This is a genomic window from Rhizobacter sp. P1_G5 (assembly GCF_056405435.1).
Genome location: NZ_JBFUCB010000120.1, coordinates 1 through 12,328 on the forward strand (window position 1 = coordinate 1; position 12,328 = coordinate 12,328).

Sequence of the window (12,328 nt, forward strand, 5' to 3'; positions counted from 1 at the left end):
GAGGTGCGCGACACCGGCATCGGCATGAGCCGGGAGGAACAGGATCGCCTGTTCGAGCCCTTCACGCAGGCCGATGCCTCGACCAGCCGGCGCTACGGCGGCACCGGCCTCGGGCTGGCCATCAGCCGGCACCTGGTGCACCTGATGGGCGGCGAGCTGGCGGTCGACAGCGAGCCGGGGCGCGGCAGCTGCTTCCACTTCGAGCTCGGCTTCAGCCTGCAGCCCGGCGCCGCGGCGCAGCCCCCGGCCACGCACCACGACAGCCTGCCGGGCACGCGCGTCCTCGTCGTCGACGACAACGCCGCCGCGCGCGAGGTGCTCACCGAGATGAGCCGGGCGTTGGGCCTGGACGCCGACGCCGCCGCCGGCGGCGAAGAGGCCTTGCGGCGGGTGATGCAGGCGGATGCCGGCGACCGGCCGTACCAGCTGCTGCTGCTGGACTGGAAGATGCCCGGCATGGACGGCGTGGCCTGCGCGCAGGCGCTGGTCGACCGGGCCGGGCTGCGCCACCCGGCGCCGGTGGTGCTGATGGCCACCGCCTTCGGGCGCGACGAGGTGCGCCAGCACCTGGCCGAACAGCGGTTGACGGTCGGTGCGCTGCTGACCAAGCCGGTGACGCCCTCGTCGCTGCTCGATGCCTGCATCACCGCGCTCGGCCGCGTGCCGCTGGCGCCCACGCGCAGCACGCGGCGCGCCGACGCACTGCTCGACCGCCGGGCGGCACTGGCAGGCGCGCACATCCTGCTGGTCGAGGACAACGCGATCAACCGCGAGCTGGCCGTGGACCTGCTGGGCCGTGCCGGCGTGGATGTCAGCGTCGCCTGCGACGGCCAGGAGGCGCTGGACATGCTGGAGCGCGAGCGCTTCGACGCCGTGCTGATGGACTGCCAGATGCCGCGGATGGACGGCTATGCCGCGACGCGTGCACTGCGCCAGCAACCGGCGCTGCGGACCCTGCCGGTGATCGCGATGACGGCCAACGCGATGGTCGGCGACCGCGAGGCCGTGCTCGCGGCCGGCATGGACGACCACATCGCCAAGCCGATCGTCGTCGACGAGATGTTCGCCACGCTGGCGCGCTGGGTGAAGCCGCGGCGCACCGGCACCAGCATCGACAGCGCCAGCGGCCTGGCCAACGTGCGGGGCAACGACGCGCTGTACCGCCGCATGCTGGACATGTTCCGCGACCGCGAGACGGAATTCGTGTCGCATTTCCAGGCCGCGCTGGCAGCGGGGGACGCCGAGGCCGCGATGCGATCGGCCCACGACCTGAAGTGCGAGGCCGGCACGCTGGGCATGCCGGCGCTGCAGGAGGCCGCGGCCGCCCTGGAGCAGGCCTGCCTGGCGCACGCCGGTGACGCCGGTGACGCCGGGATGGGCGCGCTGTTGCACGAGGTGTCCAGGCAACTGGACCAGGTGCTGGGAGAACTGGCCGAACTCTAGAGTCCCAGGGACTGCCGGTACGCACTGCGCTGCCGCTCGCGCCCGAGGCGCAGCGTGATCTCCTCGAAGTCGACCGCGGCGGCCTTCAGCGCCGCCTCGGCGCTCAGCTGGCCGGCCACGGCCTCGCCCAGGTGCACGTCGAGCGCCTGCCAGTAGCTGAAGGCGCCGGGAATGCGCAGGTAGGGGAACTGCAGTCGGTTGCTGAAGTTCTCGAAGTACGCATGCAGGTAGTCGCGCACGTCGACCTCGTTCCAGCCGGCCTGCAGGTAGGTGTCGACCTGCCCGGTGCCGTCGGGCGGCAGGAAGTGGAACCGGCGCCCGGGGTCGATGCCGTCCCAGCCGCGCACCGCGTACACCTTGGATTTCTCCCGGGTCGCCATCAAGGCGAGCAGGTAGTAGGTCGCCTCGGGCGCCTTCGAGTACTTCGAGATCACGCCCGCCCAGGACCCGCCGGTGGTGTTGCCGACCACGTTCGGCTGCGCGGTGGTGACCCATTCGCGGCGCGCGAGGCTGTAGTACTCGCGCGTGCCCGGCACCGGTGCCGCGCCGATCTTGCCCTTGACCTTGCTGCCGGGTTGCTGCGCCAGCGCGCCCAGGTCGCCCCAGGTGAAGGTCAGCGCCGCGCGCCCGGCGAGCAGGTAGTCCCAGCTCTGGCCGAGGTCCCAGGAGCGCATGTCCCGCGGTCCGAAGCGGACCAGGTCGACGAGGGCCTCGAGCGCACGCACGTGCCCGGGACTCGCGATCAGCGGCCGCATGTCCGCGGGGTCGAACCAGTACAGCTTCGGGCTGCCGGGGCCGATCACGAACGGCGCCGAGAACGACATGAAATGGAACATGCCCTGGGCACCGACCTTCAGGTGCATCGACAGGCCGTGATCGGGCTCGCCATCGCCGTTGAGGTCCTTGCCGTCGAAGTACTCGGCCACGTCGCGGAACTGCTTCCAGGTCTTCGGCACGTCGAGCGCGTAGCCGTACTTCTGCCGGAAGGCCGCGCGGTGCTGCGGGTCTTCGAGCAGGTCGCGCCGGTAGTACATGACCTGGCCGTCGTGGTCGTTGGCCACCATGTACTTCTTGCCGGCATACGACAGCAGGCTGCGCGGTGCGGGCAGCACGTCGTCGAGGCTCCAGGCCGGGAAGCGCGGATCCTTGAAGTACTTGTCGTACGACAGGATGTAGTCGCCGGCCACCAGTTCACCGAGCCACCAGGCCCCGGCGTACGCGGCGTCGTACTTGCCGGCACGGGTGGTGAGGTCGGACATGAAGGTGGGGAAGAGATCCTGGTGCGTGAGCTGGACCAGGTTGAGCCTGGCGCCGGTGGCGGCCTCGAACTCGGCCCGGAGTTCTCCCAGGGCGCCTTCGTTGGCCTCCTTGATGATCAGCATCGTGACGGTCTGTCCGGCGAACGGACAGCGGCCGGGTTGACAGGGGGCGACGACCCGCGGCGGGACGATGTTGCCGACGTTCACCGTCGCGGCCTTGTAGACCTCGGTCTTCGGCTTGGCTTCCTGTGCCGTCGCCACGGCCATTGCCGCGAACGCCGCGATCAGCAATGCTGTCCACCTCGCTGTTGCGCACATGGCCGTCTCCTGGGGGTTGCCGGCACGGTCCATTCTGCGCCGGTGCGCAACGGTTGTGCGTCGATATCTACCCTTCGTCGACCGTCAGATCTGCCCCTGCTGGTAGAACCCGCTCTCCACCAGCACCTGCTGCCAGTTCGCCTTGTTGACGAACACCGGTTTCAGCAGGTACGACGGCACCACCTTGACGCCGTTGTTGTAGGTCTTGGTGTCGTTGATGGTGGCCGGCTTGCCGTTCATGTACTCGTCGACCATCGAGGCCACGCGCACCGCCAGCTGCCGCGTGTCCTTGAAGACGGTCGACGACTGCTCGCCGCGCTGGATCGAGCGCACCGAGTTCAGCTCGGCATCCTGCCCCGTCACCACCGGCCACGGCTGCGCGGTGCCGTAGCCCACGCCCTGCAGCGCCGTCAGCAGCTCGACGCTGGTGTTGTCGTTCGGCGAGAGGATCGCATCGAGGCGCCGCTTCGCGTACAGCGTCTTCAGCATCGCCTGCAGCCGCGCCTTCGCGATCGCGCCGCTCCATTGCGGCGTCGCCACCTCGGCCATCGCCACCTTGCCGGAGCCCACCGCCAGCACGCCCGAATCGATGTACGGCTTCAGCACCGACATCGCGCCGTTGTAGAAGAAGTGCGAGTTGTTGTCGTCGGCCGCGCCGGCGAACAGCTCGATCAGGCCCTTGCCGCCGTCGCGCAGCTTCAGGCGCGCCTCGATGTCGCGGCCCTGCAGCACGCCGACCTCGAAGTTGTCGAAGGTGGCATAGGCGTCGACGTTGCCGCTGTCGCGGATCAGCCGGTCGTAGGCGATGACCTTCACGCCCTTCTTCGCGGCGGTGTCCAGCACCGCGGTGAACGCGCTGCCGTCGCTCGCGCCGATCACCACCACCTTCGCGCCGCCGTCCATCATCTTCAGGACCTGGCCCGGCTGGTCGGCGGCGTTGTTGATCGCGTACTGCAGGTCCACCTTGTAGTTGAGCCGGTTCAGCGTTCGCATCATGCTGAGCCCGTCGTCGACCCAGCGTCGCGACGAGAAGGTCGGCATCGACACGCCGATCAGRCCCTTGTCGGCCGCGGCCGCACGGGCCAGGTGAGAGGACGCCAGCAAGGCCGGCGCGGTGAGGGAAAGCAGGAGTCTTCTACGGTTCATGGCTTGTCTCGGTTGCTCCAGTCGAAGCGCTGGATGGCGCGCAAGTTAAGGCCGTACCATCGTGTAACCGATCGATGCAAACCCTGAGGGCGCGCGCCGTTGTGCAACGAATCGCACGCGTGCGGTGTTGCTGCGCGCTGTACTACGCGCTGCTACAGACCTGCAGGCCGGCAGGGCCTTCATGAACTTCAAGAGACTCTCTCGGACCCATGACCATCCATTCCGAAAACAGCGGTCCCTTGTTCGCAGTCAATCTGCTGTTTCGTTCGTCCCGAGATGGTGTGTTCGATGATGCGAACTTGTGGGAAGAGTCGCTCGTCCTGATCGAGGCGCCAACTGCCGGTGACGCTGAAGCGAAGGCCGCGCTGCTCGCCGTCTCGGCGGAGTCGTCCTATGTCGCGATGGACGGCACACACGTCGCATGGACCTTCTTCAAGGTCGAGCGCGTGTCCCAGATCGTCGATCAGCCTCTGCGCCATGGGTCGGAGTTGTTCTCCCGGTACTTGAGGCATGCTGAAGTCCAGAGCTTGCTCACGCCCTTCGAGGACCCGTCGACTCAGAAGTAGTGCGTGTACATCAGCCCCACATGGTCGCCCTTGATCTTCGGCGCACCATCGCCGGCGGTGAAGTTCTCCTTCACGAAGCGCAGCTTCACCGCCGAGTGCGGCGTGATCAGAAACTCGCCTTCGAGCACGCGGCCGGTGGCGTGCTTGTAGTTCTGGTTCAACGCGCCCGCGTCGCCGCTGCCGCGCAGCCGCGCGCCGAACACGAACTGCGCGCCGGCCCCGAAGCGCAGGTTGTTCGTCACCGCATACAGCCCCATCAGTTCGAGCGGAAAGCGCTGGAAGCGCAAGGTGCCGCCCGCGGCCTTGCGCCGGTCGATCTGGAAGCCCAGGTTCATCTGCAGCGCGAACGGCTCGGCCACCCAGTACTCGGCACCGGCAAACACCTGCAGGCCGCGGCCGGCGTCCATCTCGGCGCCCGAGCCCTCCACCAGGTTGTCGCCACCAGCCGTGAGGCCGCCGCCCAGCGAGAGTTTCAACGGCCCGCCGCCATCGGCCGCATGGGTCGCGGAGGCTGCCAGCGTCAATGCCGCACAGAGGGTGGCCACGGCCACCGATCGGAATTCGGTCATCAGAAAGATCCTGTCAAGGCGTGTCTCGCACGAACACCATCCCCATCACTCCGACCGACAGCGTGTGCCCGTTCACCGACGTGTACGACGCGACGCCGAGCGAGTGGTAGCTCGACACCAGCGCGGCCAGCGAGCCGATGCCCAGCACCTTCGCGAGCGCATTGCGTTCGCCGATCGCGGCGCGCACGCTGTCGCGATGGCGCTCGGCCGACGGGTTCAGCAGAACGGCGAGCGCCAGCGTGGCGGCCACCAGGCCGAGGGTGGTGAAAAGAGAGCGTGATGACATGGCACGGAAAAAAGTTCGGGCCGGAATCGGCAAAAACGACCGGTGATTGTCGCCGCGACCGGCCCACCTTCCGGAAAAGTCCTCCCGGCGATCAGCCGGCCGCCCGCAGCACCGCCGTCCGCAGGTCGATCTCGCTCGGCAGGCGCTTGAAACGCAGCACGCGGTAGCCGGCGGCGCTCAGCATGCCGTCACGCGCCGCCACCTCGGCGGCATCGCGGGCGTGGCTCGCGTCGTCGAGCTCGATCAGCGCCAGCACGTCGAACTCGCGGCTGCACACCACGAAGTTCGCGAACTGCCGCTCGAAGCGGCCGCGCGTCGAGCGGTGGCTCGCCGTCAGCAACGCCGACAACGACACCTGCGCCAGCACCACCTGCTCGGGAAAGGCCTCGCACAGYCGCTGGAACATCGGCTGTTCCTGCTTGCCCAGCGGCCGCCGCGCCACCGGCGCCACGCCCGGCTCGCGCGCCGCGCGGTTCTTCATCACGCCCAGCACGGCCAGCCCGGCCAGCAACAGCACGGTCACCACCAGCACGATCGTCATTCGCGAGCCCTTGCATCGATTGCGGTGCAGCGATTGTGCGGGTGCCCCACCCATTCAAGGGGGGTAGCCGGGCGTCACGAACTCGCGCCGGGTGTAACCAAGCTCCGCAATTGCAACCGGGAAGCGTGCACTGCGTCACATGGGCATCAGTCTTGCTCATACCGGATTCTGTTTTTGTCATATTGGTGCCTTCCCTGAGTCGCGTTCAATCGATCACGGCCGCGGGCGGCACGTGAGGAGAAGTCATTTGCCACATCCACGCATGCCCACGACCGTTCGACCCGTTCTGCGCGCCGGCCTCGTGCTGGGCTGCGCACTCGTGATGGCCGCCTGCGGCAGCAAACGCGAAGGGGCGACCCAGGTGGCGGCGAAGGTGAACAAGGAAGAGATCTCGGTGCACCAGATCAACTTCCTGATGCAGCGCCAGGGCACCCTGAAGCCGGAGCAGGTCGAGACCGCGAGCCGCAAGACGCTCGACGCGCTGATCGACCAGGAACTCGCGCTGCAGGCCGCCAACGAGCAGCGCCTCGACCGCGATCCGCGCGTCGTGCAGGCCATCGAGGCCTCGCGGCGCGACATCCTCGCGCGCGCCTATGCCGAGCGGCTCGCCGAGAGCGCCGCGGTGCCCACCGAAAAGGACGTCGCCGACTACTACAACGCCCATCCGGAGCTGTTCGCGCAGCGCCGCGTCTACTCGCTGGTGGAGACGGCCGTCGAGGCGACGCCGGCGCAGCAGCAGGCACTGAAGCCGCAGCTCGATGCCGCGAAGAATGCCGATGACGTGGCCGCCGCGCTGCGCGTTGCCGGCCTGCGCTTCGGCACGCGCCAGCTGACGCAGGGCGCCGACGCGCTGCCGATGCAGGCCGCCGCACCCATGGCCGCGCTGAAGGAAGGCCAGTCGCACGTGATCGCCGGACCGCTCGGCGCGCGCATCCTGACCATCGTGTCGGTGAAGTCCGCCCCGCTGGCCGCCCCCGAGGCGAAGAACGCGATCCAGCAATACCTGCTGGTCGACCGCAAGCGCCAGGTGGTGGAGCAGCAGCTGAAGCAGCTGCGCGCCGTGGCCCGCATCGAGTACCAGGGCAAGTTCGCGCAGGCCGCAGGCGCCGCGCCGGCCGACGGCACGCCGCCGGTGGTCGTCACGACGCCGACCGCGGACGTGTCCGCGACCAGCGCCACCCCGGGCGCGGCCCCCGCCGCCTCGGGCAGCACGCTCGACGCGTCGTCCGTCAACAAGGGACTCTCCAACCTGAAGTGATGCAAACACCCCCGATGGCCATGACGATGAAACGCCTTGCCCAGCGCACGATCGGTGCCGCCGCGCTGGTCGCACTCTCGTGGGGAACCGCCCTCGCGCAAGCGCAGACGGCCCCCGCGCCCGCAACGACCGCGGCGGTGGTGAGCGGCAACGCCCCGGCGATCGCACCGGGCGTGGCGCCCGACACCCGGCCGCGCGAATACGTGATCGGCGCCGGCGACGTGCTGCGCGTCGCGGTCTACCAGAACCCCGACCTCGCGATCGAGACGCGCGTCTCCGACACCGGCCAGATCAGCTTCCCGCTGCTCGGCCAGGTGACGGTGGGCGGCCTCACGGTGCCGCAGATCGAGAAGGCACTGGCCGACGGCCTGCGCACCGGCAATTTCGTCAAGCAGCCGCAGGTGACGGTGCTGGTGACGCAGGTGCGCGGCAACCAGGCCTCGGCGCTCGGCATGGTCAATCGCCCGGGCCGTTTCCCGATCGACGTGAGCGGCATGCGCCTGAGCGAGCTGCTCGCGCAGGCCGGCGGCATCGCCCCGGGCGGCAGCGATGTTGTCATCTTGACCGGTATCCGCAACGGGCAGCCGTACCGCCTTCAGGTCGATATTGCCGCACTATTTGCAAGCGGCGCCCAAAGCCAGGATCCGGTGGTGCTGAACGGCGACACGCTCTACGTCGAGCGCATGCCCACCGTTTACATCTATGGCGAAGTGCAACGCCCCGGCGCGATCCGCCTCGAGATCAACATGACGCTGATGCAGGCGCTCGCCAGTGGCGGCGGCCTGACCCAGCGCGGCACGACGCGCGGGCTGCGCGTGCACCGGCGCAACGGCGAAGGCCGCGTCGAGGAACTGCAGCCCGGGATGAACGACACGCTGCAGAACGGCGACGTGATCTACATCCGCGAAAGCCTGTTCTAACCCCATCACTGCGAGCCTCGCCATGTCCTTCTCGCAATTCATGTCCATCCTGCGGGCCCGCTGGAAAGCGGCGCTCGCGATGCTGTTGTTCACCCTCGGCACCGCGCTCGCCCTGAGCCTGCTGCTGCCGAAGAAATACACCGCCAGCGCGGCCCTCGTGATCGACGTCAAGTCGCCCGACCCGATTGCCGGCATGGTGCTCGCCGGCATGATGACGCCGGGCTACATGTCGACCCAGGTCGACATCATCACCAGCGACCGCGTGGCCCAGCGCGTGGTGCGCGACATGAAGCTGAACCAGAACGCCGAGAGCCGCGCGAAGTGGCTCGACGCCACCGACGGCAACGGCGAGTTCGAAGCCTGGCTGGCCGAGGCGCTGCAGAAGCACCTCGACGTGAAGCCCTCGCGCGAGAGCAACGTGCTGAACGTCAGCTACACCTCGCCCGACCCGAAGTTCAGCGCGGCGCTGGCCAACGCCTTCGTGCAGGCCTACATCGACACCAACCTCGACCTGCGCGTCGATCCGGCCAAGCAGTACAGCAGCTTCTTCGACAGCCGCGCGAAGGAGCTGCGCGATTCGCTCGAGAAGGCACAGGCCAAGCTGTCGACCTACCAGAAGGAGAAGGGCCTGGTGTCGACCGACGAGCGCTTCGACGTCGAGAACGCCAAGCTGAACGAGCTGTCGACGCAGCTGATCACGCTGCAGGCGCTGAGCGCCGAATCGACCAGCCGCCAGCAGCAGGCCGCGCTGTCGCCGAACCAGCTGCCCGACGTGATCAACAACCCGGTGGTGGGCGGCCTGCGCGCCGACCTGTCGCGCCAGGAGGCCCAGCTGCAGCAGCTGAGCACCCGCCTGGGCGACGCCAACCCGCAGGTGCTGGAGCTGAAGGCCAACATCAACGAGTTGCGCTCGCGCTACGACGCCGAGGTGCGCCGCGTCAGCAGCAGCATGGGCGTGAACAACAACATCAACAAGGCGCGCGAGGCCGACGTGCGTGCCGCGCTCGAGGCCCAGCGCAGCAAGGTGCTGAAGCTGAAGGACCAGCGCGATGAGTCGCAGGTGCTGCAGCGCGACCTCGAGGCCGCGCAGYGCGCCTACGATGCGGTCGGCGCGCGCCTGACACAGACCAGCCTGGAGAGCCAGAACAACCAGACCAACATCTCGGTGCTGACGCGCGCGTCGGTGCCGGCCCGGCATTCGTCGCCGCGGCTGCTGCTGAACATGCTGGTCGCGGTGTTCCTCGGCGGCATGCTGGCCGTGGGCATCGCGCTGCTGCGCGAGCTGATCGACCGCCGCGTGCGCAGCCCGGAAGACCTGGTGCGCACGATCGGCCTGCCGGTGATCGGCAGCATTCCGCAGCCGATGCGCAAGCGGCTGCTGGGCGGCAAGCAGCGCTTCGTGCTGCCGCAACGGGTGCTGGCGCGGCTGCCGGGTGCTTCCACGAAACTGGCCGTCGCCAACGGCACGAGGGGGCGCTGAGCCATGGCGAACATGAGAGACGGGATGGCCAGTGTCGGCGGCGGCGGTGGCGGCGCGCAGGACGCGCAGCCGCTGCACGACCGCAGCATCGGCGACATCATTGCCGACCTGAAGAACCTGTCGTCGCAGCAGGTCGAGACGGTGCTGGCCTACCAGCGCCAGCACCGGCTGCGCTTCGGCGAGGCGGCGGTGGCACTCGGCTTCGCGAGCGACGACGACGTGCTGTACGCGCTGTCGCAGCAGTTCCACTACCCGTATGCACCCGAGGAGCGGCGCGACCTGAGCCGCGAACTGGTGGCGGCGGTGCAGCCGTTCAGCCAGCAGGCCGAGGCGTTCCGTGCGATCCGCAGCCAGCTGATGATGCGGCTGTTCTCGGCCAACGAGCCGAAGCGGGCGCTGGCGGTGGTCAGTCCCGAGCCGRGCGACGGCAAGACCTTCTTCGCGGCCAACCTGGCGGTGACGCTGGCGCAGCTGGGCGGGCGCACGCTGCTGGTCGATGCCGACATGCGCGGCCCGCGCCAGCACGAGGTGTTCGCGGTGGCGAACGGAGCCGGGCTGTCGAACGTGCTGAGCGGCCGCAAGGAAACCAACGTGATCCACCAGGTGCCCGACCTGCCGAGCCTGTTCCTGCTGCCGGTGGGCGTGACGCCGCCGAACCCGCTGGAACTGGTGGAGCGGCCGGCCTTCAAGCTGCTGCTGCGCGAGCTGCTGTCGAAGTTCGACCACGTGCTGGTCGACACGCCGGCCGCGTCGTACGGCGCCGACGCCGGCGTGATCGCGGCGCGCTGCGGCTCGGCGCTGGCGATCGCGCGCAAGAACCAGTGCCACATGAACGGCCTGCAGGACCTGGTCACCAGCCTGGCCGAGAGCCCCGCCAAGCTGGCCGGCGTGGTCTTGAACGACTATTGAAATGGCCGCCCTGCCGACCCCGGGACCGGACGCGAGGTGGCGCGCGCTCGCCACGCCGTGGCTGCTGCCCGCGCTCGGCCTCGTGGCGATGTACGGCCCGAGCTTCTTCGACCTGCTGAACGGCATCTGGCGCACCGACGAGCAAGGCCACGGCCCGATCGTGCTCGGCATCTCGATCTGGCTGCTGGTGCGCGCGTGGCCGGCCGCCATGTCGGTGCCGGGCGACCGGCCGCGGCCGTGGCTTGCGTGGCCGCTGCTGCTGGTGGCGGCGGTGTCGTATGCGCTCGGGCGCTCGCAGGGCATCCTGATCCTCGAGATCGGCTCGCTGCTGTGGATGCTGGTCGGCCTCGGGCTGCTGCTGCGCGGCCCGGGGGCGCTGAAGCGGCTGTGGTTCCCGCTGTTCTTCATGCTGTTCATGATCCCGCTGCCGGGCACGGTGGTGGATGCGCTGACGCAGCCGATGAAGCTCGCGGTGTCGTACGTGGCCGAGAACATCCTGTACCGCGCCGGCTACCCGATCAGCCGCACCGGCGTGATCCTGCAGATCGGCCAGTACCAGCTGCTGGTGGCCGATGCCTGCGCCGGCCTGCACACCTTGTTCACGCTCGAGGCGCTCGGGCTGCTGTACCTGAACCTGGTGCGGCACGCATCGGTGTTCCGCAACGTCGCGCTGGCGATCCTGATCGTGCCGATCAGCTTCTGCGCCAACGTGATCCGCGTGATGGTGCTGACGCTGATCACCTACCACTTCGGCGACGAGGCCGGCCAGGGCTTCCTGCACGGCTTCGCCGGGCTGGTGCTGTTCATGGCGGCGCTGCTGCTGATCACCGGCGCCGATTCGCTGCTGCGGCTCGGCGTGCGCAACAAGGCGGTGGCATGAGCGCGGCCTTCGTCCCGAGCTGGAAGCGGGCCACCGCGGCGCTCGCGCTGATGCTCGGCGCGGTCGTGCTCGCCCAGGCCTTCACGCCGCGCGCGCGCCTCGCGGCACTGAGCAGCGACCTGAAGCTCGAGACCGCGATCCCGCGCGCTTTCGCCGGCTGGCGCGTCGACAACGGCACCGTCGCGCAGGTCATCAACCCGCAGCAGGTCGCGCTGCTGAACACGCTGTATGCGCAGACGCTGACGCGCACTTACGTGGGCCCGGCCGGCGAGCGGGTRATGCTGTCGATCGCGTACGGCGCGGCGCAGGCCGGCGAGCTGGAGCTGCACCGCCCCGAGGTCTGCTACGTGGCGCAGGGCTTCCAGATCCGCGGCGGCGGCCATGCCGCCGTGCAGGCCGATGCGACACGCGTGCCGGTGCAGCGCCTGCTCGCCAGTCTCGGGCCGCGCAGCGAACCGATCAGCTACTGGATGCGCGTCGGCGACGACGTGATCCCGTCCGGCATGCAGCAGCAGGTGTCGCGCTTGAAGCAGGGCATGCGCGGCTGGATCCCGGACGGCCTGCTGTTCCGCGTCTCGACGATCGCGAGCGACACCGCACCGGCCTACGCGATGCAGGAGCGCTTCATGGCCGACCTGCTGCAGTCGGTCGACCCGCGCACGCGGCGCTTCCTGATCGGCCCGGTGAGCCCGTCCCACAGTCCTGCCGACGCCAGCGTCGCCGCCACCGCCCCGTGAGCGCCTGCCCATGAAC

Annotated in this window: 13 protein-coding genes; 8 read left to right on the forward strand and 5 right to left on the reverse strand. The window is 69.1% G+C overall.

What is annotated here, in order from left to right:
• Nucleotides 1-1,443, forward strand: a 1,443-nt coding sequence (locus tag AC1D12_RS11255; protein ID WP_477840447.1) for a response regulator, incomplete at its 5' end; no start/stop codon positions are given.
• Here AC1D12_RS11255 and AC1D12_RS11260 read toward each other — a convergent pair.
• Nucleotides 1,440-3,020, reverse strand: a complete 1,581-nt coding sequence (locus AC1D12_RS11260) for an ABC transporter substrate-binding protein (protein WP_477825728.1) — start codon at nt 3,018-3,020, stop codon at nt 1,440-1,442. The two genes, AC1D12_RS11255 and AC1D12_RS11260, sit on opposite strands and share 4 nt — an antisense overlap.
• A gap of 84 nt (nt 3,021-3,104) precedes the next feature.
• Complete coding sequence (locus AC1D12_RS11265; RefSeq protein ID WP_477840449.1) at nt 3,105-4,166, reverse strand: substrate-binding domain-containing protein; 1,062 nt, start codon at nt 4,164-4,166, stop codon at nt 3,105-3,107.
• Nucleotides 4,167-4,375: 209 nt separating this feature from the next.
• On the opposite strand from AC1D12_RS11265, the gene AC1D12_RS11270 reads away from it, so the two are divergent.
• Nucleotides 4,376-4,732, forward strand: a complete 357-nt coding sequence (locus AC1D12_RS11270; RefSeq protein WP_477840451.1) for a DUF4288 domain-containing protein — start codon at nt 4,376-4,378, stop codon at nt 4,730-4,732.
• On the opposite strand, the gene AC1D12_RS11275 is transcribed toward AC1D12_RS11270, so the two are convergent.
• From AC1D12_RS11275 to AC1D12_RS11285, 3 genes are all read right to left on the reverse strand, one after another.
• The gene (locus AC1D12_RS11275; protein WP_477840453.1) at nt 4,723-5,301 is read right to left on the reverse strand and encodes a hypothetical protein; all 579 of its coding nucleotides are present in this window, start codon (nt 5,299-5,301) and stop codon (nt 4,723-4,725) included. The genes AC1D12_RS11270 and AC1D12_RS11275 overlap by 10 nt on opposite strands.
• Before the next feature lie 13 nt (nt 5,302-5,314).
• Nucleotides 5,315-5,587, reverse strand: a complete 273-nt coding sequence (locus tag AC1D12_RS11280; protein ID WP_477840455.1) for a hypothetical protein — start codon at nt 5,585-5,587, stop codon at nt 5,315-5,317.
• A 91-nt stretch (nt 5,588-5,678) separates the two neighbouring features.
• Nucleotides 5,679-6,128: a DUF2726 domain-containing protein gene (locus AC1D12_RS11285; protein ID WP_052211252.1), complete on the reverse strand. Its 450-nt coding sequence runs from the start codon at nt 6,126-6,128 to the stop codon at nt 5,679-5,681.
• A 262-nt stretch (nt 6,129-6,390) separates the two neighbouring features.
• Here AC1D12_RS11285 and AC1D12_RS11290 point away from each other — a divergent pair, with 262 nt between their 5' ends.
• Genes AC1D12_RS11290 through epsI form a run of 6 tightly spaced genes read left to right on the forward strand, consistent with a single transcriptional unit; the run spans nt 6,391 to nt 12,312 of the window.
• Nucleotides 6,391-7,386, forward strand: coding sequence for an EpsD family peptidyl-prolyl cis-trans isomerase (locus AC1D12_RS11290; RefSeq protein ID WP_465111086.1), 996 nt, complete (start codon nt 6,391-6,393; stop codon nt 7,384-7,386).
• A gap of 26 nt (nt 7,387-7,412) precedes the next feature.
• Nucleotides 7,413-8,306: a polysaccharide export protein EpsE gene (gene epsE, locus AC1D12_RS11295; protein ID WP_082004124.1), complete on the forward strand. Its 894-nt coding sequence runs from the start codon at nt 7,413-7,415 to the stop codon at nt 8,304-8,306.
• 22 nt (nt 8,307-8,328) lie between these two features.
• On the forward strand, nt 8,329-9,786 hold the full coding sequence (epsF, locus tag AC1D12_RS11300; RefSeq protein ID WP_477840458.1) for a chain length determinant protein EpsF: 1,458 nt from the start codon (nt 8,329-8,331) through the stop codon (nt 9,784-9,786).
• A 24-nt stretch (nt 9,787-9,810) separates the two neighbouring features.
• Entirely contained in the window at nt 9,811-10,695 is an 885-nt protein-coding gene (locus AC1D12_RS11305) for a polysaccharide biosynthesis tyrosine autokinase (RefSeq protein WP_477840460.1), read from the forward strand.
• Nucleotide 10,696: 1 nt separating this feature from the next.
• Nucleotides 10,697-11,575 carry an exosortase B gene (gene xrtB / locus AC1D12_RS11310; protein ID WP_477840462.1) on the forward strand — a complete coding sequence of 293 codons (879 nt, stop codon included), beginning with the start codon at nt 10,697-10,699 and terminating at the stop codon, nt 11,573-11,575.
• Nucleotides 11,572-12,312, forward strand: a complete 741-nt coding sequence (epsI, locus tag AC1D12_RS11315) for an exosortase-associated protein EpsI, B-type (RefSeq protein WP_465111083.1) — start codon at nt 11,572-11,574, stop codon at nt 12,310-12,312. The genes xrtB and epsI overlap by 4 nt, the downstream gene beginning before the upstream one ends.
• Nucleotides 12,313-12,328 lie beyond the last annotated feature (16 nt).